The sequence below is a fragment of the Comamonas testosteroni TK102 genome, assembly GCF_000739375.1.
Classification (GTDB): domain Bacteria; phylum Pseudomonadota; class Gammaproteobacteria; order Burkholderiales; family Burkholderiaceae_C; genus Comamonas; species Comamonas brasiliensis.
The window spans coordinates 5922531-5947020 of the sequence record NZ_CP006704.1 but is presented as its reverse complement, the minus strand read 5'-3'; the positions used below and the strand labels follow the sequence as shown (position 1 = coordinate 5947020).

Annotated in this window: 23 protein-coding genes; 17 read left to right on the top strand and 6 right to left on the bottom strand. The window is 62.7% G+C overall.

Annotated features, from left to right (window positions below):
• Nucleotides 1–115: 115 nt before the first annotated feature.
• On the bottom strand, nucleotides 116–598 hold the full coding sequence (locus O987_RS27005; RefSeq protein WP_003060152.1) for an Lrp/AsnC family transcriptional regulator: 483 nt from the start codon (nucleotides 596–598) through the stop codon (nucleotides 116–118).
• A gap of 198 nt (nucleotides 599–796) precedes the next feature.
• On the opposite strand from O987_RS27005, the gene O987_RS27000 reads away from it, so the two are divergent.
• The 5 genes from O987_RS27000 to O987_RS26980 all read left to right on the top strand — a co-directional run bounded on the left by O987_RS27000 (nucleotide 797) and on the right by O987_RS26980 (nucleotide 10475).
• Entirely contained in the window at nucleotides 797–4375 is a 3579-nt protein-coding gene (locus O987_RS27000) for an indolepyruvate ferredoxin oxidoreductase family protein (protein ID WP_043375847.1), read from the top strand.
• A gap of 366 nt (nucleotides 4376–4741) precedes the next feature.
• Nucleotides 4742–5074: a preprotein translocase subunit YajC gene (gene yajC, locus O987_RS26995; protein ID WP_003066810.1), complete on the top strand. Its 333-nt coding sequence runs from the start codon at nucleotides 4742–4744 to the stop codon at nucleotides 5072–5074.
• An 88-nt stretch (nucleotides 5075–5162) separates the two neighbouring features.
• Entirely contained in the window at nucleotides 5163–7061 is a 1899-nt protein-coding gene (gene secD / locus O987_RS26990) for a protein translocase subunit SecD (protein WP_043375845.1), read from the top strand.
• 11 nt (nucleotides 7062–7072) lie between these two features.
• A complete protein-coding gene (gene secF, locus O987_RS26985) occupies nucleotides 7073–8029 on the top strand; it encodes a protein translocase subunit SecF (RefSeq protein WP_003060159.1) in 957 nt (318 codons plus the stop codon).
• Between the two features lie 55 nt (nucleotides 8030–8084).
• On the top strand, nucleotides 8085–10475 hold the full coding sequence (locus O987_RS26980; RefSeq protein ID WP_043375843.1) for a DUF1631 domain-containing protein: 2391 nt from the start codon (nucleotides 8085–8087) through the stop codon (nucleotides 10473–10475).
• Nucleotides 10476–10537: 62 nt separating this feature from the next.
• Here the strand turns inward: O987_RS26980 and dprA are convergent, their stop codons facing one another.
• Together dprA and O987_RS26970 are read right to left on the bottom strand one after the other, a co-directional pair.
• Nucleotides 10538–11731: a DNA-processing protein DprA gene (gene dprA / locus O987_RS26975; RefSeq protein WP_043375841.1), complete on the bottom strand. Its 1194-nt coding sequence runs from the start codon at nucleotides 11729–11731 to the stop codon at nucleotides 10538–10540.
• A 14-nt stretch (nucleotides 11732–11745) separates the two neighbouring features.
• On the bottom strand, nucleotides 11746–12933 hold the full coding sequence (locus tag O987_RS26970; protein WP_003060162.1) for a LysM peptidoglycan-binding domain-containing protein: 1188 nt from the start codon (nucleotides 12931–12933) through the stop codon (nucleotides 11746–11748).
• Between the two features lie 203 nt (nucleotides 12934–13136).
• Between O987_RS26970 and def the strand changes: the two genes are divergently transcribed.
• The 8 genes from def (at nucleotide 13137) to O987_RS26930 (ending at nucleotide 19270) form a co-directional block, all read left to right on the top strand.
• Nucleotides 13137–13649, top strand: coding sequence for a peptide deformylase (gene def / locus O987_RS26965; RefSeq protein WP_003060164.1), 513 nt, complete (start codon nucleotides 13137–13139; stop codon nucleotides 13647–13649).
• A gap of 11 nt (nucleotides 13650–13660) precedes the next feature.
• Complete coding sequence (locus O987_RS26960; protein ID WP_043375839.1) at nucleotides 13661–14158, top strand: hypothetical protein; 498 nt, start codon at nucleotides 13661–13663, stop codon at nucleotides 14156–14158.
• Nucleotides 14159–14200: 42 nt separating this feature from the next.
• Complete coding sequence (gene fmt, locus O987_RS26955; RefSeq protein ID WP_043375837.1) at nucleotides 14201–15166, top strand: methionyl-tRNA formyltransferase; 966 nt, start codon at nucleotides 14201–14203, stop codon at nucleotides 15164–15166.
• Complete coding sequence (locus tag O987_RS26950) at nucleotides 15163–15933, top strand: AzlC family ABC transporter permease (RefSeq protein WP_144244979.1); 771 nt, start codon at nucleotides 15163–15165, stop codon at nucleotides 15931–15933. The genes fmt and O987_RS26950 overlap by 4 nt, the downstream gene beginning before the upstream one ends.
• A complete protein-coding gene (locus tag O987_RS26945) occupies nucleotides 15930–16262 on the top strand; it encodes an AzlD domain-containing protein (RefSeq protein ID WP_080731618.1) in 333 nt (110 codons plus the stop codon). Before O987_RS26950 ends, O987_RS26945 begins: the two co-directional genes overlap by 4 nt.
• Nucleotides 16263–16484: 222 nt before the next feature.
• Nucleotides 16485–17678 (top strand): phosphoglycerate kinase, encoded by a 1194-nt coding sequence (locus tag O987_RS26940; RefSeq protein ID WP_003060174.1) that lies wholly within the window; start codon nucleotides 16485–16487, stop codon nucleotides 17676–17678.
• 294 nt (nucleotides 17679–17972) lie between these two features.
• Entirely contained in the window at nucleotides 17973–18452 is a 480-nt protein-coding gene (locus O987_RS26935) for a Crp/Fnr family transcriptional regulator (protein WP_043375835.1), read from the top strand.
• A 143-nt stretch (nucleotides 18453–18595) separates the two neighbouring features.
• On the top strand, nucleotides 18596–19270 hold the full coding sequence (locus O987_RS26930) for a hypothetical protein (RefSeq protein WP_043375833.1): 675 nt from the start codon (nucleotides 18596–18598) through the stop codon (nucleotides 19268–19270).
• A 21-nt stretch (nucleotides 19271–19291) separates the two neighbouring features.
• Here the strand turns inward: O987_RS26930 and O987_RS26925 are convergent, their stop codons facing one another.
• Complete coding sequence (locus O987_RS26925) at nucleotides 19292–19849, bottom strand: adenine phosphoribosyltransferase (RefSeq protein ID WP_003060181.1); 558 nt, start codon at nucleotides 19847–19849, stop codon at nucleotides 19292–19294.
• Between the two features lie 111 nt (nucleotides 19850–19960).
• Here O987_RS26925 and O987_RS26920 point away from each other — a divergent pair, with 111 nt between their 5' ends.
• From O987_RS26920 to O987_RS26905, 4 genes are read left to right on the top strand one after another with little or no spacing between them, the layout of a single operon-like run.
• A complete protein-coding gene (locus O987_RS26920; protein ID WP_003060182.1) occupies nucleotides 19961–20962 on the top strand; it encodes a KpsF/GutQ family sugar-phosphate isomerase in 1002 nt (333 codons plus the stop codon).
• On the top strand, nucleotides 20962–21522 hold the full coding sequence (locus tag O987_RS26915) for a KdsC family phosphatase (protein WP_003060185.1): 561 nt from the start codon (nucleotides 20962–20964) through the stop codon (nucleotides 21520–21522). Before O987_RS26920 ends, O987_RS26915 begins: the two co-directional genes overlap by 1 nt.
• Entirely contained in the window at nucleotides 21519–22139 is a 621-nt protein-coding gene (gene lptC, locus O987_RS26910; RefSeq protein WP_043375831.1) for an LPS export ABC transporter periplasmic protein LptC, read from the top strand. The genes O987_RS26915 and lptC overlap by 4 nt, the downstream gene beginning before the upstream one ends.
• A 3-nt stretch (nucleotides 22140–22142) precedes the next feature.
• Nucleotides 22143–22934 carry an SDR family oxidoreductase gene (locus O987_RS26905; RefSeq protein ID WP_043375830.1) on the top strand — a complete coding sequence of 264 codons (792 nt, stop codon included), beginning with the start codon at nucleotides 22143–22145 and terminating at the stop codon, nucleotides 22932–22934.
• Between the two features lie 104 nt (nucleotides 22935–23038).
• On the opposite strand, the gene O987_RS26900 is transcribed toward O987_RS26905, so the two are convergent.
• Both O987_RS26900 and O987_RS26895 read right to left on the bottom strand, forming a co-directional pair.
• On the bottom strand, nucleotides 23039–23515 hold the full coding sequence (locus tag O987_RS26900; RefSeq protein WP_003060192.1) for an RNA recognition motif domain-containing protein: 477 nt from the start codon (nucleotides 23513–23515) through the stop codon (nucleotides 23039–23041).
• 240 nt (nucleotides 23516–23755) lie between these two features.
• Nucleotides 23756–24154: an RNA recognition motif domain-containing protein gene (locus tag O987_RS26895; RefSeq protein WP_003060193.1), complete on the bottom strand. Its 399-nt coding sequence runs from the start codon at nucleotides 24152–24154 to the stop codon at nucleotides 23756–23758.
• Between the last annotated feature and the right edge of the window lie 336 nt (nucleotides 24155–24490).

Sequence of the window (24490 nt, the reverse complement as noted above, 5' to 3'; positions counted from 1 at the left end):
CTATTGATCAGTGAGCCTGGAGCGCATGACAGTCAATGATTTCAATACAAATATGGCAGGTATTGCCTATGGATAAAGCGGTACGCGCTTCACTTTTGAAGTGCGCAGGACGGGCTCAGGCATGCGTCAGCGTGCTGGGCAGCGGCAGCGCGCTGCTGGACTTGACCTCGCCCAGCGAAAAAATCGTGTGCACGTCTTTGACGTTGGGCAGGCGCAGCAGCACATTGCGCACAAAGCCGGAAAAGCTCTCCAGGTCCCTGGCCACGACCTGCAGCTCGAAGGTGCCCGCGCCGCTGATGTAGTGGCAGGAGGTGACCTCGGGCAGCAGGCGAATGGCTTCCTCCATGCGCAGCGTGATGTCGGCAGTGTTCTGTGCGGCATCCACGCGCACAAAGGCCAGCACGCCCAGGCCCAGCTTGTGGCGGTCCAGCGTGGCGTGATAGCCGGTGATATAGCCCGACTCCTCCAGCGCGCGCACGCGCCGCCAGCAGGGCGCGGCGGACAGGCCCACGCGCTGGGCCAGCTCGGCATTGGTGAGGCGGCCATCCATCTGCAGCTCATTCAGGATGGCCCAGTCGAAGCGATCAAGTTGATTCATGATTCGCAATTTACAGCAAGATTCTTTCAAAAACTAGGTTAATCCCGGCAATAAAAAGAAAGCTCTATTCGGGGCATTTTCCGTAAACTTTGCTCAAACAACTTGCGTTCCGTGCCTCTGGCGCAGGAATGCCCAAAGCAATATGCTGCTCTGGTAGCCAACAGCTGCCACGGGTGGTCACCCACATGGAGACAAGCCATGAATGCCCCTTTGCCCGATGAAGTCCGTCGTGCCCTGGAGTCTGTGACTCTGGACGACAAATATTCCCTGGCCCGCGGCCGCGCCTTTATGAGCGGCGTGCAGGCCCTGGTCCGCCTGCCCATGCTGCAGCGGCTGCGCGATGCGCAGGCCGGGCTCAATACCGCAGGCTTCATCAGCGGCTATCGCGGCTCGCCCCTGGGCACCTACGACCAGTCGCTGTGGGCGGCCAAAAAGCATATGGAGGCGAATCACATCGTCTTTCAGCCCGGCGTGAACGAAGAGCTGGGCGCCACGGCCGTCTGGGGCACGCAGCAGCTCGATCTCTACCCCGAAACCAAGAAGTTCGACGGTGTCTTCGGCATCTGGTATGGCAAGGGGCCGGGCGTGGACCGCTGCTCCGACGTGTTCAAGCACGCCAATATGGCGGGCACGGCCAGGCATGGCGGCGTGATTGCGATCGCGGGTGACGATCACATCAGCAAGTCCTCCACGGCCGCGCACCAGAGCGACCACATCTTCAAGGCCTGCGGCACGCCGGTGTTCTTCCCCAGCAACGTGCAGGACATCCTGGACATGGGCCTGCATGCCTTTGCCATGAGCCGCTTCTCGGGGCTGTGGTCGGGCATGAAGACGATCCAGGAGGTGGTGGAGTCCTCCTCATCGGTCCTGGTGGACCCGGATCGCGTCAACATCATCCTGCCCGAAGACTTTCAGATGCCGGACGGCGGCCTGCATATCCGCTGGCCCGATCCGCCGCTGGAGCAGGAAGCGCGGCTGATGAACTACAAGTGGTATGCGGCCCTGGCCTATGTGCGCGCCAACAAGCTCAACCACAACGTGATCGAGGGGCCCAACGACCGCTTCGGCATCATCGCCAGCGGCAAGGCCTATAACGACACGCGCCAGGCCATGGCCGATCTGGGGCTGGACGAGGACACCTGCCACCAACTGGGCATCAGGCTGCACAAGGTCAACGTGGTCTGGCCGCTGGAGGCCACCATCACGCGCGATTTCGCACGCGGCCTGCAGGAGATTCTGGTGGTCGAGGAAAAGCGCCAGGTCATCGAATACCAGATCAAGGAAGAGCTCTACAACTGGCGCGACGACGTGCGCCCCAATGTGGTGGGCAAGTTCAGCGACGAGCATGGTGGCGAATGGTCGCTGCCCAACCCCAGCACCGACTGGCTGCTGCGCCCCACGGCCGATCTGACCCCCGCCATCATTGCGCGCGCCATTGCCCAGCGCCTGAATAAGCTGGGCGTGCCCGAGCATGTGCAAACGCGCATGCAGCAGCGTCTGGCCGTGCTCGACGCCCGCGAAGCGGCGATCAAGGCGGCCAAGGAAGTCTCCACGGGCGACCGCACGCCCTGGTTCTGCAGCGGCTGCCCGCACAACACCTCGACACGCGTGCCCGAAGGCTCGCGCGCCGTGGCCGGCATCGGCTGCCACTACATGACCACCTGGATGCCAGACCGCCGCACCAGCACCTTCACGCAAATGGGCGGCGAGGGCGTGACCTGGGTGGGCCAGGCGCCTTTCACCACAGAGGCCCATGTCTTCGCCAATCTGGGCGACGGCACCTATTTCCACAGCGGGCTGCTGGCCATCCGCCAGAGCATCGCGGCCGGCACCAACATCACCTACAAGGTGCTCTACAACGACGCCGTGGCCATGACGGGCGGCCAGCGCGTGGGCGAGCGGCCTGAAGGCCATTCGGTGCTGCAGATCATGAACAGCCTGCTCTCCGAAGGCGTGCGCAAACTGGTCATCGTCACCGACGAGCCCGAGAAATACGATGGCGTGAAGCTGGGCGAGGGCGTGACCGTGCACCACCGCGACGAGCTGGATGCGATCCAGCGCCAGTTCCGCGAGCTCAAGGGCTGCACGATCATCATCTACGACCAGACCTGCGCCACGGAAAAGCGCCGCCGCCGCAAACGCGGCGTGCTGAGCACGCCCGACAAGACCGTGGTCATCAACGAGCTGGTCTGCGAGGGCTGTGGCGATTGCTCGGTGCAGTCCAACTGTCTGTCGGTGGAGCCCGTGGAGACCGAGTTCGGCCGCAAGCGCCGCATCAACCAGAACAGCTGCAACAAGGACTATTCCTGCGTCAAGGGCTTCTGCCCCAGCTTCGTCACCGTCGAGGGCGGTCAGCTCAAGAAGCCCAAGCAGGACAAGAAGGGCAGCCTGGAAGCCCTGCCCAGTATTCCCGAGCCCGTGCTGCCCGTGGCCGAGCAGGCCTGGGGCATCGTGGTGGCCGGTGTCGGCGGCACGGGCGTGATCACCATCGGCTCGCTGCTGGGCATGGCCGCGCACCTGGAGGGCAAGGGCGTGGTCACCCAGGATGCGGCCGGTCTGGCGCAAAAAGGCGGCTCCACCTGGAGCCATATCCAGATCGCCAACCGCGCCGATGCCATCTACACCACCAAGGTGGACATGGCCAAGGCCGATCTGGTCATCGGCTGCGACCCCATCGTGGCGGCCACGCCCACCACCTTGTCGGTGATGCAGCCGGGGCGCACCTATGTGGCGCTCAACAGCCATGCCGCGCCCACGGCCAGCTTTGTGGGCAACCCCGACTGGCAGTCGCCTGCCGCACGCTGCGCCACGGCACTGGCCGAGGCCGTGGGGCATGGCGCCCTGGGCAGTTTCGACGCCGAGAAGGCCTCCACGGCCCTGCTGGGCGACAGCATCTACGCCAATCCCATGATGCTGGGCTACGCCTGGCAAAAGGGCAAGGTGCCGCTGAGCCATGCCTCGCTGATGCGCGCCATGGAGCTCAACGGCGTGCAGGTGGCGCGCAATCAGGAGGCCTTTGAATGGGGCCGCCGCTGCGCCCACGATCTGGAGGCCGTGCGCGCTCTGTATCAGGCATCGCAGGTGATCCAGTTCGTCAAGAAGCCGTCGCTCGAGGAAATGCTGGACAAGCGTGTGGAGTTTCTCACGGCCTACCAGAACGCGGCCTATGCCCAGCAGTACCGCGACTTCGTGGCCAAGGTGCGCGCGGCGGAAGAGCCGCTGGCCCAGGGCACGCGCCTGTCCCAGGCTGTGGCGCGCTATCTGTTCAAGCTGATGGCGTACAAGGACGAGTACGAGGTGGCGCGTCTGCACACGCAGGCGGCGTTCACCCAGAAGATCAGCGACATGTTCGAGGGCGACTACAAGCTCGTGCATCACCTCGCGCCCCCCGGCTTTGCCAGGAAGGACGAGCAGGGCCATCTGCTGAAAAAGTCCTATGGCCCCTGGATGCGCAAGGCCATGGGCTGGCTGGCCGGCATGAAGGGATTGCGCGGCACGGTGCTCGATCCCTTCGGCCGCACCGAGGAGCGCCGTACCGAGCGCGCCCTGATCGTCGAATACCGCCAGTGCATCGACACCCTGCTGACGGGCCTGACGGCCGACAAGCTGGCGCTGGCCGTGGAGATCGCCTCCATCCCCGAGGACATTCGCGGCTACGGCCATGTGAAGGAGCACCATCTGGCGGCGGCACGCATCAAGTGGCAGGCGCTGATGACGCGCTGGAACGGCGTTGCGGCGCCCGCGGCTGCAGCAGTCCTGCGGATGGCAGTGAACTAATTGCGCCAAAGCGCATCAGAACAAGGCCGGGGCAACCCGGCCTTTGTATTCATGGCCACAGGCGTGGTGCTGGCGGTGGTTTATCGAAAATTGATAGCTGCCAGCGCTTGTATTGACTGATATTTAAATATAAAACAGTCAGAAAACAATGCAATTGATGCGCTGATAGCTATGATTTTTGTGGGCTTTGTTGATGTGGGAAGGGAGGCCTCCATCGCATCAGGGAATGCCTGTGCTGCGCGGCTGCCCATGCAAATCTTGGGCGCAAGCCAGCCGAATACAATGTCCCGCTGACCTGGCTAGACGCGCAACCGTGCGCCTGCCGGGACCTGTTCCTGACAAATTCACTCTTTCGGAGTCTTTTTCGTGTTCATTTCTTCTGCTTTCGCCCAGACCGCTCCTGCTGCCGCTGCTGAAGGTGGCTTCATGGGTTCGCTCACCGGCATGCTGCCTCTGGTGCTGATGTTCGTGGTGCTGTACTTCGTGATGATTCGTCCCCAGATGAAGCGCCAGAAGGAACACCGTTCCATGATCGACGCGCTGGCCAAGGGTGACGAAGTGGCTACCGCCGGCGGCATCATCGGCACCGTGACCCGCATGGCCGAGCAATTCATCTACATCGAAGTGGCTTCCGGCGTGGAAGTCCAGATCCAGCGCTCGGCTGTGGTGCAAGTGCTGCCCAAGGGCACGGCCAAGTAAGCCTGTCCGCTGTGGATTTTGAGGGGTACGGCGCTCGAACAGAGTGTGCGTACCCGTTGTGCGTTGCTGTAAAAAAAAGAGCGCGATCATGAACCGATACCCGGTCTGGAAGTACGCGATCATCGTGATCGCGCTGCTGGTGGGGGTGCTCTACACCCTGCCCAATTTCTTTGGTGAAGCGCCTGCGGTGCAGGTGTCCTCGGCCAAGTCCACTGTGAAGGTGGACAACGCCGTGCTGCAAAAGGTGGAATCCGCCTTGAGCGCGGCCAGCGTCAAAGCCACTTCGCTGTCGCTGGAGGGCACTTCGGTGCGCGCCCGCTTCGATACGCCCGATGAGCAGCTCAAGGCCAAGGACGTCATCCAGAAGGCCCTGGTTGCCGACCCCTCCGATCCCGCCTACATCGTGGCGCTGAACCTGGTGTCGCGCTCGCCCGACTGGCTGACGGCCATCGGTGCCAAGCCCATGTATCTGGGTCTGGACCTGCGCGGCGGCGTGCACTTCATGCTGCAGGTGGACATGGCCGCGGCCCTGACCAAGAAGGCAGAGAGCTATGCGGGCGATCTGCGCTCCACCATGCGCGACAAGAACATCCGCCACGGCGGTGTCAGCCGCGATGGCAACAATGTCACCATCCGCGTGCGCGACGAAGCCACGCTGACGGCGGCGCGCAATCTGATCGCGGACCAGTTTCCCGATCTGACGGCCACTTCCTCGCCTGATGGCACCGGCTTCAAGCTGGTGGCATCGATCAAGCCCGAGGCCCTGCGCAAGGTGCAGGAGCAGGCGCTCAAGCAGAACATCGTCACGCTGCACAACCGTATCAACGAGCTGGGCGTGGCCGAGCCCGTGATCCAGCAGCAGGGCCTGGACCGCATCGTGGTGCAGCTGCCCGGCGTGCAGGACACAGCCAAGGCCAAGGACATTCTGGGCCGTACCGCCACGCTGGAAGTGCGCATGGTGGACGAGTCCGCCGAAGCGCGTGCTGCCGAGATGGGTTCCGGCCCCGTGCCCTTCGGCTCCGAGAAGTATCTGGACCGCAACGGCCAGAGCATCATCGTGCAAAAGCAGGTGACGCTGACCGGCGAGAATCTGACGGACGCCCAGCCCGGCTTTGACAGCCAGACCCAGGAGCCCACCGTCAACCTGACACTGGACGCCAAGGGCGCGCGTATCTTCAAGGACGTGACGCGCGAGAACGTGGGCAAGCGCATGGCCATCATCCTGTTCGAAAAGGGCAAGGGCGAGGTGGTGACGGCTCCCGTGATCCGTGGCGAGATCGGCGGCGGCCGCGTGCAGATCTCCGGACGCATGACCACGGCGGAAGCCAACGACACCTCGCTGCTGCTGCGCGCCGGTTCGCTGGCCGCACCCATGGAGATCATCGAGGAATACACCATCGGCCCGAGCCTGGGTGCTGACAACATCAACCGCGGTATCCACTCCGTGGTCTGGGGCATGGTGGCGATTGCAGCCTTCATGTGCATGTACTACATGCTGTTCGGCGTGTTCTCCACGATTGCCCTGTCGGTGAACGTGCTGCTGCTGTTGGCCATCTTGTCCATGCTGCAAGCCACGCTGACCCTGCCCGGCATTGCTGCCATGGCGCTGGCGCTGGGCGTTGCCATCGACTCCAACGTGCTGATCAACGAACGCATCCGCGAAGAGCTGCGTGCCGGTGCCTCGCCCCAGGCGGCCATCCATGCCGGCTACGAGAATGCCTGGCACACGATTCTGGACTCCAACGTGACCACGCTGATCGCCGGCCTGGCCCTGCTGGCCTTCGGTTCGGGCGTGGTGCGCGGTTTTGCCGTGGTGCACTGCATCGGCATTCTGACCAGCATGTTCTCGGCCGTGTTCTTCTCTCGCGGCCTGGTCAACCTCTGGTATGGCGGCAAGAAGAAGCTCAAGAGCGTCTCCATCGGTCAGGTCTGGAGGCCTGAGGGTGAGGGTCTTCGTTCCGTGGCCGGTCGCGGCAGCAACAACTAAGGAGGAAGATCATGGAGTTCTTCCGCATCAAAAAAGACATTCCGTTCATGAGATACGCGTTGGTCTTCAACGCGATCTCCTTCATCACCTTTGCGCTGGCCGTCTTCTTCCTGTTCTCGCGCGGCCTGCATCTGTCGGTGGAGTTCACGGGCGGTACGGTCATGGAAGTGGCCTACACCCAGCCGGCCGATATCGGCAAGGTGCGTGAAACCGTTTCCAAGCTCGGCTATGCCGATGTGATCGTGCAGAATTTCGGCACATCCAAGGATGTGATGATCCGTCTGCCCGTGCAAAAGGGCGTGACGACTGCCCAGCAAAGCGAGCAGGTGATCACTGCGCTGAAGGCCGAGGATGCAGAGGTCACGCTGCGCCGTACCGAGTTTGTCGGCCCCCAGGTGGGTGATGAGCTGATGCACAACGGCCTGATGGCGCTGGGCATGGTGGTGCTGGGCATCATCATCTATCTGGCCTTCCGCTTCGAGTGGAAGTTCGGTGTGGCGGCCATCATTGCCAACTTGCACGATGTGATCATCATCCTGGGCTTCTTCGCCTTCTTCCAGTGGGAGTTCTCGCTCTCCGTGCTGGCGGGCGTGCTGGCCGTGCTGGGATACTCGGTCAATGAGTCCGTGGTGATCTTCGACCGTATTCGCGAAGCCTTCCGCAAGTTCCGCAAGCTCAGCACGCACGAGGTGATCGATCACGCCATCACGTCGACCATGAGCCGAACCATCATCACCCACGCTTCGACCGAAGCCATGGTGCTGTCCATGTTCTTCTTCGGCGGCCCCAGCCTGCACTACTTTGCGCTGGCTCTGACGATCGGCATCTTGTTCGGTATCTATTCCTCGGTGTTCGTGGCGGCTGCCATTGCCATGTGGCTGGGCGTCAAGCGCGAGGATCTGGTCAAGGCTCCGACCAAGCCCGGTTCGCAAGACCCCAACGATCCCAACGCGGGAGCCGTGGTCTGACGCTTTGACCATTACGGCGGGCGCATAACCGCTCCCGCCGACTTACACTTACGGAATGGCTCCATCGCAGTCTTCCTCCACCGCGCCTGCGGCCCCGCAACAGCTGGGCTGGCAGGCGCGTTTGCGTTGGGTCCATGGCATTTGCCAGGGCCTGCCCAAGGTCGCCCAGCAGCTGGATGAATTTCTTGCCAACCAGACCGGCGTCGTCTCCACGGCCAGGGAGATGCAGGAGTGGCGCGAAGCCTGGGTCGGCTTTCAGCAGCACAAGGACGCCTGGGTACAGGCTTGTTCGCAGGCGCTGCAGCAGGCTGCGCGCAAGCCGCCTTCCCAAGCAGGGGAGAGCAGTGCTTCGGGATCGGCTCCGCTGAACTTCGAGCTGCTCAGCGACGATGTCGTCGAAAACAAGATTCTGGCCTCCCGCATGGCCCTGGCCATGGGAGAGACGCTGCAGCCAGGTTTCGAGGCCATGCGCCTGCGCATGCAGGCACTGGAAGGGCATGAGCTGCCTTCCCGGGACATGTTCCGGGCCGAGACCATTTGCCTGCATCTGGTCGAGCAATGGCTGAGCTGCGGCATGGAGCGCAAGCATTTGCTGCGGGCCGTGGAGCCTTTGCAGAATGCGCTGGCGCCGTTGATGGAGTCCGAATACGGCATTTTGCACAAGCTGCTGGATGCCAAAGGCGTCAGCAAGGCCCAGGATGCCCCGCTGCGGGTGAAGCGCACGGAGGGCGGCCCGTCTACCGGCGCCATGCCTCTGGGCGGCGCCAGCGGCTTTGGCCATGCTGCCGAGACCGGCTGGAGCAGCTCTGCCATGCAGCAGTTCATGCCCGCAGGCATGGCGGCAGGCTTCGGCGCCGAGCCGGGTTTTGCCCTGCCGCCAGGCGCCAGCGCCGGTCTCGGCATGCTGGCGCGGGCGCGCCATCGCGCGCTGGATGCCATGAATCAGCTGCGCCAGGTGCTGAGCCAGCCGGCGGTCGGCATTCCAGGCCTGATGCCCGGCGCCCCGCTGGTTCCCATGCCTCCGGCCTCTGCCGCCTTGGCCCAGGCGCTGCAGGAGCAGCAACAGCTGATGGCGGCCGAGCTCCAGGCCCGGTATCCGGCTGCGGCCGGTTCGGCCATGGCCATGCCTGTCCTGGACTACAGCCCGGCAGCGATCGGCCAGTTGGTCAATCAGGTGCGCGAGCGCTCGGCCGACTGGAAGCAAAAGGCCCAGACCACGGGGGAGAAGGCGACCATCGAGGTGGTGGCGCTGATGTTCCAGAGCATTCTTTCGGAAGACCGGCTGCCGCCGTCCATTCGTGTCTGGTTCGCGCGCCTGCAGGTGCCGGTGCTGCGCGTGGCCCTGGCCGAGCCACAGTTCTTCAGCGACCTGAATCACCCGGCGCGCAAGTTGATCGACCGCATGGGCTCCTGCGTCATGGGCTTCGATGCCAGCAGCATCAACGGCAATGCGCTGGAGACAGAGATTCGCCGCGTGGTACAGGTGATAGAGCAGTACCCTGAAACCGGGCAGAAGGTCTTCGCCCTGGTGCTGCGCGAGTTCGAGGCCTTTCTCACCAAGCACTTTGCCCAGAACCGGTCCACGGCCAAGATCACCAGCGTGGCCCAGCAGGTGGAGCAGAAGGAAACGCTGGCCATCCAGTACACCATCGAGCTGCGCAATATGCTCACCGATATGCCGGTGCGCGAAGAGGTGCGCGACTTTCTCTTCAAGTCCTGGGCCGATGTGCTGGCCATGGCCACCGTGCGCTATGGCGCCAAGGATGCGCGGGCCATGCGCTTCAAGCAGGCGGCCAGCGAGCTGGTCTGGTCGGCCAGTGCCAAGCCGTCGCGTCAGGAGCGTGCGCGCGTCATCCAGGGCCTGCCGACCTTGCTGCAGACCTTGCGCGAAGGGCTGGAGCTGGTGAGCGTGACGGGCGATGCGCAGTCGACCGCGATCAAGGTATTGACCGATACGCTGGCGCAGGCCTTCATGTCCAAGACTGCGGCCATTCCGGCCGAGCGTATCGAGGCCATGGCCAAGCGTCTGTCGGAGCTGGAAAAATACATCAGCGAGGATGGGACGCTCGACGATATGCCGCTGTCCAGCGAGAGCATAGAACTGATGCTGGGGGTGGATGCGGGCGACCTGAACGTCATTCCCAACACGGACAGCCCGGTGGAGCCGGCGATGCTGGAGTGGGCCCGATCGCTGGAAAGCGGCCGCTGGTTCACGCTGGACCACAACGGCAGCCGCGTACAGGTGCAATATGTCTGGCACAGCCGTCGCCGGCATTTGCACCTGTTCGCCTCGCTGGATGGCCATTGCTATCTGCTGCAGGCGCAGCGCATGGCCACCTATCTGCAGGCCGGCCTGCTGGCCGTGCATGACGCCGAGGCACTGACGGTGCGCGCCACACGCGATGCGCTGCAGAAGATTCAGGCGAATCCGGAAAGGCTGGCCTGACCCACAGGCGCGAGGCATCCTCCCGGTGTCTCTTTGCGCAGGGGCGCGAGTTCCGGGGCGTTTCAGCCTTGTGTGAGTCGCTGGTACAGGCCGCCCGGCAGGCGCGCGACCAGGCCGTCGAACTCCAGCTCCATCAGCTGCGCCTGAAGATGGGCGGCATCCCAGCCCGTGCGATCGCTCAAGGACTCCAGCGTCATGGGATCATGGCCCAGCGCCTGCAGCAGCGGGTGCTCGGATATGGATGTCTTATTTCCGGTGGCTTCCTGCGCCTGTTCAGCTTGGATTGGAGCGGGTTCCAGCCCCTGAAGCTCTTCGAGCACGTTGTCGGCAGTTTCCACCAGCTTGGCTCCCTGGCGTATCAGCGCATGGCAGCCCTTGGACTGCGGTGCGTGGATGGAGCCTGGAATGGCAAAGACTTCACGCCCCTGTTCGCTGGCCAGTCGGGCCGTGATCAGCGAGCCCGACTGCAGGGCGGCCTCCACCACCAGCGTGCCTTGCGACAGGCCCGAAATGATGCGGTTGCGCTGCGGAAAATGCTGGGCAAGGGGACCGCTGCCCAGCGGGTATTCGCTGATGACCAAGCCGTGTAGCGCAATTTGCTGCGCCAGTCTGGCGTGAGCGCGCGGATAGACCTGATCCAGCCCGGTGCCGACCACGGCAATCGTGCAGGGGTGTGTGCCTGAACGGGCTTGAAGCGCTCCCTCATGGGCGGCTGCATCGATGCCGCGTGCCAGACCCGAGACAATGCACAGGCCTTGTTCGGCCAGTGCCTGCGCCATGCTGCGTGCATTGATGAGGCCCTGGGCCGAGGGATTGCGGCTGCCCACCATGGCCAGGGTGCAAGGATAGGGAAACCAGGGCCGGGCAGATACCAGCAAGGTCGCCGATCCCTGGACAAACAGCAGCAGGGGCGGATCTTCGGTCTGCAGCAGGCAGTCAGGATATTGGGGGTGGCCCAGATGGATCACGGTGTGCAGCAGCCCCGGCGCGGGGGAGGCCAGCCAGCTGGCCAGTGCGCTGCAATGCTGTTCCCAGTCGGCGGGAGGTTCGGATCCGGCCTTGATCTGGGCCTGGCTGGCACATTCCGCCCAGATGGACGGCGGCAGCCGCCAGACCGCCTCGGCACTGCCGGCCCTGGTCAGCAGCCGGCGTGCCGTGGTGCGCCCCAGGCCGGGCGTCAAGAGCAGGCGCAGCCAGGCCAGGGTCTCGGCATCGGGCCAGGCATGGTGCGCATCTTGGGAGGCGGTGGGCACCATGCTTTGGCTCCATGTCAGGGCAGAGGCGACTGCAGGCCGTCGCCCACATTCACTCCGCGTTGGGCCGTGGTGATGAGCGCGTAGGAAACCCGGTCAAACACCTTGAAGACCATGGCATAGCCATTGGCCTCGTCGGGCAGCTTCACGCGGTCACGACTGGGGCTGGTCTTGTCCACGATGACATTGCCCTTGCTGACGAGTTCCAGCACCGCGCCGATGTCCATGCCGTCCCGGGCCCCCTTGTTGATGGCAATGACCTGATTCTGGGCCGCGTTATAGCCTACCGAGTCGCCGTAGATGGAGACCACGGCGGCGTCCACCGCCTGGCGCGGTGCATGGGGCACATAGCTCAGGTATTGCTGCTCGGGCGAGGGCAGCAGACGGTCGCCGGCGCGGATTTCGTTCTTGGAGCGGATGATGTCCACCGTGCCGGGCGCCGTCTGTGCGGGCTGGCCTGGCTCGGATGCCAGCAAGGTCTCGCCACGCGCCACGGTGGCACTGCCCAGGTACTTGGCTTCGTAGCCCAGGATTTCCCCGGTGACGGGGTCCTTGAGAGGCGTGGCATCGCGGAAGATGCGGTAGCTCGCGGGCTGTCCCTTGCCGGTGGTGATCAGCGCACCGCCGGAGTTGCGCACATAGGCGCGATCGCCATTGGCCATGAGCACGCGCTTGTCCTGGGTGGCGATGATGCGCGGCGCCTGTGCCAGTGCCTGGCTGTCCACGACCAGTGGCTCGGCCAGGAAGGGCTCGATCAGGTGCGGCGGCAGCGTGGGCAGGGCCAGATCGTTCAGTGAGGATTCACGTGTCTGGGGTGACACGCGCACCACTTCGGGATCGCCGTTGGGGGCCGTGGTCGACAGACGGGCATAGCCGTTGCTGCGCACCAGATACAGCACCTGGCCGGGGTAGATCAGATGCGGGTTGGCGATGCTGGAGAGGTTCATACCCCAGAGGTCGGGCCAGCGCCAGGGCTGGCGCAGATACAGGCCCGAAATGCCCCACAGCGTGTCGCCGCGCTTGACGGTGTATTGCGCGGGAGCGTTGGGCGCCAGTTCGTGTTCGGGGATGCCTTGCTGAGCGACTTGCTGTGCGGTGGAGCGCTGGGTGGCGGTCACAGGATAGCTCTGGGCGTGGACCGAAGTCAGGGCTGCAAGCAATGTGGCACCGATGCTCAGGGCGCGTGCAGTGGCAAATGCGGTCATGAAATTCCTTCTGGCGGGATTCGATTGCTGCAGCGTCCCTCGCGTCGCCGCACTGTGGCCGATCTTGGCATAGCCAGCCTACAAGTCTTACAAATGTGTCGAAATTCTCGATGCAAGGCCTCGATAGATCAATGTTTATTGAGGGCGTGACAAGCGTTTGGCGTCAAATGTTGGGACAATAACGACAGATTTACCGACACACCATGGCCATTCTTCCCATCCTCTGCTATCCCGATCCCCGTCTTCACAAGGTTGCCAAGCCCGTGGCGCAGGTGGATGAGCGCATCCAGACCCTGGTGAAAGACATGCTCGAGACCATGTACGACGCCCAGGGCATCGGCCTGGCCGCGACGCAGATCGATGTGCATGAGCGGGTCATCGTGATCGACGTGTCCGAGGAGCGCAACGAGCCCATGGCGCTGATCAATCCCGAGATCCTCTGGGCCAGCGACGAAACGCAGCTGGGTGAAGAAGGCTGCCTGTCCGTGCCCGGCATCTACGACGGGGTGGAGCGCTCCATTGCCGTCAAGGTCAAGGCCCTCGACGAGAATGGCAACAGCCGCGAGATCGACGCAGAAGGCATGCTGGCCATCTGCATCCAGCACGAGATGGATCACCTGCTGGGCAAGGTGTTTGTCGAATACCTCTCGCCGCTGAAACGCAACCGCATCAAGACCAAGCTGGTCAAGGCCCAGAAGCAGGCCCTGCGGGCCTGATCGGAGCTTCCATGCCCCTGCCCCGCCTGCAAACACTGTTGACTGCAAGTCTGCTGGCAGTGGGGCTGGCGGGCTGCATGGTGCCCCAGTGGCAAAAGCCCGGCATGCCGCAGGCCGAGGTGGAAAAAGGCATGGGCAAGCCCACTTTGGTCGTGGCCTTGCCCGACGGCGGCCAGCGTCTGGTCTACAGCCAGCAGCCGGCCGGCCAGCAGGTCTATCACATGGATTTCGATGCCCAGCGCAAGCTGGTGCGCGTGGAGCAGGTGCTGGATACGGCGCACTTTTTTGCGCTGCGCAATGGCGTGGATACCCGCGACGATGTCTATCGCATGTTCGGCCCGCCCGCCATAGTCGAGGGGGTCTACAGCTTCAAAGGTGACATCTGGACCTACCGTTTTCTGGACAATACCTTTGGTCGGCGTGCCCATGTGCACATAGACCCGCAAGGTGTGGTGCAGAAGGTCATGTTCACCGATGAGAGCATGTACCTCCGAGAGCCGCACCGTTGAAGACCTGGCAGCCGACGGCTGCCTTTTTAATTTGTGAGTTCCATGAAAGTCATTTTTGCGGGTACGCCCGAATTTGCGCGCGTGGCCCTGGAGAGTCTGCTGGCCGCAGGTTTTGAAGTTCCGCTGGTGCTGACCCAGCCGGACCGTCCCGCCGGGCGCGGCATGAAGCTGCAAGCCTCTCCCGTCAAGCAGTGCGCTTTGGAGCATGGCATTGCCGTGGCTCAGCCGTTGAGTCTGCGTCTGGACGGCAAATATCCCGAAGACGCCGCTGCCGCCAAGGCCGCGATCGAGGCCGCTCAGGCCGATGTGATGGTGGTGGCGGCCTATGGACTGATTCTGCCGCAATGGGTGCTCGATACACCGCGCCTGGGCTGCCTGAACATCCATGCCAGCCTGCTGCCGCGCTGGCGCGGTGCAGCGCCGATTCATCGTGCCATCGAGGCCGGGGATGCCGAGACCGGCGTCACCATCATGCAGATGGATGCCGGTCTGGATACCGGCGATATGTGCGTGATCGAGCGTCTGCCGATTGCTGCGCATGACACCACGGCCAGCCTGCACGACAAGCTGGCCACGCTGGGTGGTCGCCTGATCGTGGAAGCACTGGAAATGGCGGCCTGCGGCGGCCTGCCGCGCACGCCCCAGCCTGCCGCTGGCGTGACCTATGCCCACAAGATCGAGAAGTCGGAGAGCCTGATCGACTGGCGCGAAAGCGCCGAAGTCATCGCACGCCGCCTGCGTGCCTTCAACCCCTTCCCAGGCGGCGCCACCAGCCTGGGCAGCGAAGCCATCAAGGTCTGGGAGGCCGGGGCCGAGGAAGGCTCCGGTGCCCCCGGCATGGTGCTGTCGGCCGACGCTCAGGGGGTGCGCGTGGCTTGCGGCAGCGGCGTGCTCAATATGACGCTGTTGCAGCGCGCGGGTGGCAAGCGCCTGGCCGCCAGCGATTTTCTGCGCGGTTTCGCGCTCCCGGCTGGGGCGCTACTGGGAGAGGGCGCTGGCGAGGTATGACGGATATGGCGATCACGCTGGGTCAGCGTGCGAAATCGATAGTCAGGGATCCGTTTTTCTGGGTCGGTTCCAAAGAAATGGGGGGCACAGCCCTGGGTATCGCCGCCTGGGGGCTGGTGACCGGTGTGGCCATGGTCAAGAGCGGTCTTTCCGTGCCTCTGGCGCTGTTCATGGGCCTGAGCGTCTATGCGGGCAGCGCCCAGCTGGCCGTGCTGCCGCTGATGGCCGTGGGGGCGCCGCTGTGGGTGGTCTGGTTCACCGCCATCTGCGTGAACCTGCGTTTCGTGATCCTGTCCAGCATGTGGCGCAGCTATTTCGCCCATCTGAGCCTGCGTCACCGCCTGGCGGTCGCCTATTTCAGCGGCGATGTGATTTTCGTGAACTTCATGCGTCGCTACCCCGAGGCCAGGCCGCAGCCCGAGCAGCTGCCCTATTTCTGGGGCGCAGCACTGACCAACTGGCTGGCCTGGCAGATCCCGTCCACGCTGGGCATTTTTCTGGCCGACCAGATTCCCCTGTCCTGGGGTCTGGGCTTTGCCGGCGTGCTGGCACTGCTGGGCGTGCTGCTGTCCATGCTCAAGGATCGCGCGACCTGGGTGGCGTCCATCGTGGCCTGCACGGCTGCCGTGGCGGCTTTTGCGCTGCCGCTCAAGCTCAACATCCTGGTGGCGATCGCCGCCGCCGTGGCTGCAGGCCTCATGGCCGAGCAGCTGCAAAAGCAGGCCAGCCAGCTGTCGGCGGCAAAGGATGAGGAGGAACGGTCATGATGAGCAGTTTCTGGGTCATCGTCGCCTGTATCGGGCTGGCCCTCATCACGCTGGTCACGCGTGCCTTCTTCATGATTCCCGAGCGTGAGCTGCCGCTACCCAACTGGCTCAAGCGCGGGCTCAAATACGCCCCGTTGGCGGCCTTGGCCGCAGTGATTGCGCCCGAGATCGTGATGAGCAATGGTCAGCTGATAGGCAGCCTGGCCGATGCGCGACTGCCTGCGCTGGCCGCTTCTGTGGTGTATTTTTTTTACAAGCGCAGTATTCTCGGAACCATCGCACTGGGCATGGCGATCTACCTGCCGCTGCATATCGGCATGGGCTGGTAGCCCCAGGGCCAGAGAAAACAGGAGCTGAGTGCTCCTGTTTTCATATGAGCTTCCGCTGAAAAGGTCTGAAACCCAGTTACAGCGCGCGCAAGATGCTCCTGTTTTTGAGTCGAGTAAGCAGGTAAAAACGATGGCTGCAAAGGGTGAACGACCTAAAATGCAGACAGATTTTTTGTTTTCCAACCTTTGTATGGGCGACTTTCGGAGTCGCTTTTTTGCTGCATGAACATCATCCGCTTCTCCGATCTGTGCGCTCAGGGCAAGGCCCAGGGTCAACGTGTTTTCATCCGTGCCGACCTGAACGTGCCGCTGAACGACGCAGGTGAAATCACCGAAGACACGCGTGTGCGCGCTTCCGTGCCGGCCATCGAGATGGCGCTGAAGGCTGGCGCTGCGGTGATGGTCACCAGCCACCTGGGCCGCCCCACCGAAGGTGAATTCAAACCCCAGGATTCGCTGGCTCCCGTGGCCAAGCGTCTGTCCGAGCTGCTGGGCCGCGATGTGCCCCTGGTGGCCGACTGGGTGGACGGCGTGCAGATTGCCCCCGGCCAGGTCGTGCTGCTGGAGAACTGCCGTGTCAACGTGGGCGAGAAGAAGAACAAGCCCGAGCTGGCCCAGAAGCTGGCCAAGCTCTGCGACATCTTTGTGAACGATGCCTTCGGCACCGCGCACCGCGCCGAAGGCACGACCTACGGCATCGCCGAATACGCCCCCATCGCCTGCGCGGGCCCGCTGCTGTCGGCCGAGATCGACGCGCTGAACAAGGCCCTGGCCGCGCCTGCACGCCCCCTGGCCGCCATCGTCGCCGGCTCCAAGGTGTCCACCAAGCTGACCATTCTCAAGAGCCTGGCCGACAAGGTGGACCAGCTCATCGTGGGCGGCGGCATTGCCAACACCTTCATGCTGGCTGCCGGCCTGAAGATCGGCAAGTCGCTGGCCGAGCCCGATCTGGTGGCAGATGCCAAGGCCGTGATCGACGCCATGGCTGCCCGTGGCGCCAATGTGCCCGTGCCCACTGACGTGGTGACTGCCAAGACCTTTGCTGCCGACGCCGTGGCCACCGTCAAGAAAGCCTCCGAAGTGGCGGACGACGACATGATTCTGGACATCGGTCCGGAAACCGCAGCCCTGCTGGCCGAGCAGCTCAAAAAGGCCGGCACCATTGTCTGGAACGGCCCCGTGGGCGTGTTCGAGTTCGATCAGTTTGCCAATGGCACCAAGGTCATCGCCCAGGCGATTGCCGAGTCCCCTGCCTTCAGCATTGCCGGCGGTGGCGACACCCTGGCCGCCATTGCCAAGTACGGCATCGAAAAGGACGTGGGCTACATCTCCACCGGCGGCGGTGCCTTCCTGGAAGTGCTGGAAGGCAAGAAGCTGCCCGCCTTCGAAATCCTGGAAAAGCGCGCCAACGGCTGATTTGATTGAAATAGGTCGCTAACCTATATGGCTAGAGGCATATTAGCTATCAAAAAAGGATCGACTAGTCGATCCTTTTTTGCTGGAGCAGATCGGAATGCAGACATCTGGAGTGTGCAAAAGTAACTCAGCGGCGCAAGTGATTGGCGGGACTGTCGGAGTCGCTTAGCATTCAGCCTGCGTTGATGGTGAACCATGGCGCGCTATGAATTTCTTTTGCCCTGAGCGGCCGGGATGTGAATCCGGAGTTGTCCACCCGGATGGCATGCGGCGTTCGCGTACTACTCACTGCTTATGTTCGCTTCCACACCTCAGGATTTGTCGGCGCTGGTCCAGGCAATGACAACCTCGGTTGCCACCGATACCGCCCAAAACATGCTCAGTGCCACGCAATGGGAGTTGTTGGCGCCGTATCTGCAGCCGATCAACCTGGCGGCCAGCGAAGTGTTGTTTGCCGAAGGGGCACTGGACCGCAATCTGTACATGGTGGAGTACGGCTCGCTGAGCGTGCATTACCAGGATTCGAAGGAAAGAATCCGCCTGGCCTTGGTGGGGCCGGGGGCGATTGTGGGGGAGGGCGCCTTCTTCGCCCATAGGCCACGCAAGGCCACGGTCCAGGCCGCAGCGCCCAGCCGTCTATGGTGTCTGACTGCGCTGCGTTATTCGGAAATTGCAAATCGCCAGCCTGCGCTGGCCCTGGCGCTGCTGACCATGGCAGGTCAGGTACTGGCGCGCCGTGCAGGGGACAGTCGCCGCCGGGTGGCGAGCACCTGAGCGAAGATTTTTTTGTATCTGGCACGGGCTGGGCGCTTGATCCACGTCGGACAAAGGCTAATATTTCAGCCAATGTCACGAGCTGCTTCAGACCAGGAGGCAGAATGTGTCCTATTGTAAATACAGCCTGATCGAGTGTGCTCATGTCCCTGTTTCGATGGTTTTCTCGCGCGCCTCGCCAAGACGATGGCACGCCAGCATCGCGCCACGAGGATGATCCGGGGGCGCGTCAGTCGCAGCACCGGGAGCGCTCGGCCAGACGCGAGCAGCTGTACGTCATCGTGCGCGAAGCCATGGTCAGGGTCGGCATTCTCTCTGCCGGCTACAAGTTCAAGGTGCTCTCGCTGGACAACGTCGGCCAGCGCTTTGTCGTGATGGTGGATCTGGCACCCGCGTATGCGGCCGATGCCTCTCAGCAAAGACGTATCGAGGCCTTGATTGCAGAGCTCGCCAGAACCCGCATGGATGCCGGGGTTCACGCCGTGTACTGGCGCGTGAATGGGCAGCTGCAGGCTGCCGCCACCCCGGACTTTGCGCAGACGCAGTTTGACGGCTTTGCTCCAGCAATGACCGCGCCGCGCCAGGCGCCGCTTGCCGCTGCGGTACAACCGGGCCGCTCCTTCGAGCCCATCGACGCGCAGGAGATGGATGCTTTCAAGCAGGCAGTGGCCATGGCCGCTGCCTCCTCTGCGGCAGGCTCGCGCCACTCCCGCCAGGCACCCTTGCTGGGTCCTGGCTCAGGCCACGAGGAAGGTGGTGAATTTGCCGTCTCCGGCTTGGGCTCTCTGGGGGCGACGCAGTATGGGGAGCTGCGCTGATCAGGGCGGTGAACCGCTCGGTCAGTGTCCGGCGAAGTCCACCAGCGTGAACAGCGGCAGGCCGCTGTCCTTGAGATGCTTGGAGCCGCCCAGTTCCGGCAGGTCCACGATCGCCGCGCCTTCCACCACCGTCGCCCCCAGCTTTTCCAGCAGCTTCTTGCCGGCCATCATGGTGCCGCCGGTGGCGATCAGATCGTCAATCAGCAGCACACGGTCTCCCGATTTGACGGCATCCGTATGCAGTTCCACGGTGGCGCTACCGTATTCGAGCTCATAGGTTTCTTCGACCGTGGTGAAGGGCAGCTTGCCTTTTTTGCGGATGGGTACAAAGCCGATATTGAGCTCGTGTGCGATCACGGCACCCAGAATGAATCCGCGGGCATCCAGGCCTGCGACCACATCGGGACGAAGCTTGGGATCCATGTAACGGTGCACAAAGGCGTCGGTCATGACGCGAAAGACCTTGGGGTCCTGCAGCAGGGGCGTGATGTCGCGGAACTGCACGCCCGGTGCAGGCCAGTCCGGCACGGTGCGGATATGGTCGCGCAGATAGTCGTTGACGCTGGTGGAGGTTTGCATGGCTGGCCAGAGTTCTTTGAATGCTCGCCAGTGTATGGGCTCAGGCCTGAAATGCGGGCAAAAGGGATGTTGCCCGCTGCCCGGCAGGCAGGGGCTGGCTAAAATCCGGGCATGAATTCTGATGCTGCCAATTCGCGTCTGATCGACGCACCGCGAGCCTTGAACCTGGCCCGCGCGGCCCTGGATATCGAGGCCGCCGCCCTGCGTTCCATGTCCGAACGCCTCAATGGCGCGTTCACGGCCGTGGTGCAGCGCATTTTGCAGCTGCCGGGCCGGGTGGTGGTCATGGGCATGGGCAAAAGCGGGCATGTGGGCCGCAAGGTGGCCGCGACTCTGGCGTCCACCGGGACTCCCGCCTTTTTCGTGCATCCTGCTGAGGCCAGTCACGGCGACCTGGGCATGCTGACGCAGGATGATCTGGTGCTGGCCTTGTCCAATAGCGGTGAGACCGACGAGCTGACCGGCGTGTTGCCCGCCATCAAGCGCATGGGCGTGCCGCTGGTGGCCGTGACCGGCGGGCTGAGCTCGACACTGGCCAAGCATGCAGACTGGGTGCTGGATACACGCGTCGACAAGGAAGCCTGTCCTCTGAATCTGGCGCCCACTGCGAGTACGACCGCCCAGCTGGCCATGGGGGATGCGCTGGCAGTGGCCTTGCTCGACGCCCGTGGCTTTGGCGCCGAGGATTTTGCGCGCTCGCATCCCGGAGGAGCGCTGGGTCGGCGCCTGCTGACCCATGTGCGCGACGTGATGCGCCGTGGTGCCGATGTGCCCCAGGTGGTCCAGGATGTGAGCAGTGTGGAGCTGATGCGCGAGATGAGCGCCAAGGGCCTTGGCTGCTCCGCCGTGGTCAACGCCGGCGGTGAGCTGGTGGGCATTTTCACCGACGGAGACTTGCGCCGCTGCGTGGAAGCCGGCGTGGATCTGCGCAGCCGTGTGGCCAGCGATGTCATGCACCCCAGGCCTCTGACGATCAAGCCTGACTTGCTGGCGGTGGCCGCGGCCCGCATGATGGAAGAGCATGGCATTACCGCTGTGCTGGTGACCGATGACAGCCAGCACCTGCAGGGTGTGGTGCATATCCGCGACCTGATGCGCGCCAAGGTGATCTGATGAACCGACCTGCTCTGACACCCAGCCAGCAATGGGATCCACAGTTGTTGCTCAAGGCCCAGGGAATTCGCGTGGTCTTCTTCGATGTGGACGGCGTTCTGACCGATGGCGGTCTTTACTTCTCGGGCGAGGGTGAAGTCCTCAAGCGCTTCCACACGCTGGATGGCCATGGCCTGAAAATGCTGCAAAAGGCCGGCATCACGCCGGCCGTGGTGACAGGACGCGACTCCGCTCCGCTGCGTTTGCGCCTGAAGCAGCTGGGCATTGAGCATGCGCGCTTTGGCACCGAGGACAAGGTGCCTGCTGCCGAGTCCATCCTGGCGGAACTGGGGCTGCACTGGGAGCAGGCGGGCGCCATGGGGGACGACTGGCCCGACCTGCCCGTCATGCGTCGCAGCCACTTTGCCTGCGCCCCGGCCAATGCGCATGACGAGGCTCTGCATGTGGCGGACTGGGTCAGTGCCAGGCATGGCGGGGAGGGCGCGGTGCGGCAGTTCTGCGATCTGCTGCTGGCCGCCAATGGCGCTTATGCCGCGCTGCTTGCGGGGTATGGCACATGAGCGGGCAATGGCGCCGTGTCGGCGATAAGGCCTCGATGTACCTGCCCGTGCTCATCATGGGCCTGCTGGCATTGGGAACCTGGTGGCTGGTGCGCAATGCCCCCAAGCCGCTTTCCAGTGGCACGGAGAGAGCCGTACGGCACGATCCGGACTATTTCCTCAAGGACTTTGTCATCAAGAACTTCGAGGCGTCGGGGCGTCTCAAAAGCCGTCTGAATGGCACGACGGGTGAACATTTCCCCGATACCGATACGCTGGAAATCCAGGATGCGCGCATGCTGAGCTTTACACCGGACGGGCGCAAGACTATTGGCAGTTCCAACCGCGCCCTGAGCAATGGCGACGGCTCGGAAATCCAGATGTTCGGGCAGGCCGTCATCACGCGCGAGCCCGTGCCTGCCACTGCGACCCAGAAGGCCTTGCCGGGCATGAAGCTGGAGAGCGAGTTTCTGCAGCTCTGGCCCAACGAAGAGCGCGCCAGCACCAACAAGCCGGTAGTCATGACCCGTGGCAGCGACAAATTTACCGGTGACAGCATGCAGTACGGGCATCTTGATCAGATTCTGCAGATGCAGGGGCGGGTCAAGGGCATCATCCAGCCCAGCCAGAAGCCATAAGTCATGTCAGGACATGGAGCCGGACTCGTCTACATCACCGGTGCTTCCAGCGGCATAGGCCAGGCCCTGGCCTGGCACTACTACCAGCTGGGCTGGTCGATCGCCCTGGTGGCAAGGCGCACCGCAGTCATGGAGCAATGGGCGCAATCCAGGCACCTGGACGCATCCCGCTACGTCGTCTATGGCGCGGATGTCACGGACATCGACAGCATCTGCGGTGCCGCGAAGGCCTGCCTGGAGCGCCAGGGCCTGCCCGATGTCGTGATCGCCAACGCGGGCATCAGCTGGGGAGTGGACACTTCCTTGCGCGAGGATCTCGAGGTCATGCAGCAAGTGCTGGCCAGCAACGCCATGGGGCTGGCTGCAAGCTTTCAGCCATTTATTGAGCCCATGGTGAAGCGCGGCAGCGGTCGTCTGGTGGGTATTTGCAGTGTGGCCGGTATTCGCGGATTACCGGGCCATGCCGCATATTCGGCGAGTAAGGCGGCTGCTATTGCCTATTGCGAAAGTCTGCGCGTGGAATTGCAGAAAACCGGCGTCGCGGTGACCAGCTTATTGCCGGGCTACGTTGACACCCCGTTGACTCGGCATAACCCGTATTCCATGCCTTTTCTGCTGACGCCTGAAGAATTCGCAAGGCGTGCCGTTCGCGTCATCGACCGCAAAGCCCGATATGCAATTATTCCTTGGCAGATGCGAGTTGTCGGCGGCGTAATGCGGGTATTGCCCGCTTATCTATGGGATAGATTGACCCTGGGGAAAACCAGAAAGCCCAGGCATCTCCAAAAGGATTGAATGGGAGAGGGCAGAGGCATTGAGAAAATGACTATGCATTTGAATGCCCTGGCAAATAAATAAAGGCACGATGACGTGCCTTTATTTACAGAGGTGAACGAGGCTTATTCGCCGTGGTTATTGCCACCACCGTAGCCGCCGCGACCACCGTGACGCGGACCAGAGCCATAGGGGCTGCGGAAGCCGCCCTCACCGCGGCCGCCACCGTCGCCGCGGCCATAGCCACCGCCTTCATTACGGCCGCCACCATAACCGCCATCGCGATTACCGCCGCCAAAGCCACCTTCACTGCGGAAACCTCCGCCATAACCACCGGTGCGAGGAGGACGGGGTTCCATGGGGCGCGCTTCATTCACGACGAGGCTGCGGCCACCCAGGGGTTGGCCATTCATGCCTTGAATGGCAGCCTGTGCTTCCGCTTCACTGGCCATTTCCACAAAACCAAAGCCTTTGGAGCGGCCGGTGTCTCTTTCCATCATGACGCGTGCACTTGCGACAGCTCCAAACTGGCCGAACGCCTGCTCCAGATCGTTGTCGCGCACACCATAGGGAAGGTTGCCGACATACAGCTTATTGCCCATTAATAACTCCTAGCTCCTCAATGCTTCAATGGCGCGATCGAATCCAGGATGGCCGTCGCATATTCATGGGAAAACATGCCAAAAATCCTGGAAACCTATTCGCTTGTGAACGGGAAATTCCCGAGAAAGGAATTATGACGGAGAACAAGGAAAAAAATAAATGCTCGAAAACCGCGTTGCTAACGTTTAGCAACAAAAAAAGGATCCGAAGATCCTTTTTTTGTTATTGGCAATAACTGATTAGTAGCTATTGCGACGGCCATAGCCGCCGCCATCGCCACGGCCGCCGCCGAAGCCGCCGCCGTCACCACGGCCACCGCCGAAGCCGCCGCCGCCTTCACGGCCACCACCGAAGCCACCGCCAAAGCCGCCGGAGCGGGGAGGACGGGGTTCCATGGGACGTGCTTCGTTCACGACCAGATCACGGCCGCCACGGTTTTGGCCATGCAGGCCCTGTATAGCAGCTTGTGCCTCGGCATCGCTGCCCATTTCCACAAAGCCGAAGCCCTTGGAGCGGCCGGTGTCGCGCTCCATCATCACCTTGGCGCTGTTCACAGTGCCGAATTCGCTGAAGCTGTCTTGCAGATCTTGGTCGCGGAAAGTGTAAGGCAGATTGCCTACGTAAAGCTTGTTGCCCATGCTGGACTCCTGAAAAAACTTGAAAACGCGATGGAGCCCTAGGGAGTCAGCCTTGGATGACAACATTAGAGACGCTAACGCACTTGCTCCGATCCGGAAATTGCTTTCCAGACGAAGACTCATACATTATGAGTCACAAGAGAAGCCGTTGTATTACGAAAAGATCAAATTTCGTGTTGGTAACAACATTGTCTCGATGGGAGTTACCCTGAAATACAAAATTTTGAATATTCAAATAAGCAGTTGTCTTACAGGGTTAAACAGATAGAATGATGGCTTACTTTCTTTGGGGAGTAGGCCGTTCGGCAGCCAGCTGCCGGATGCATGCGTCAACAG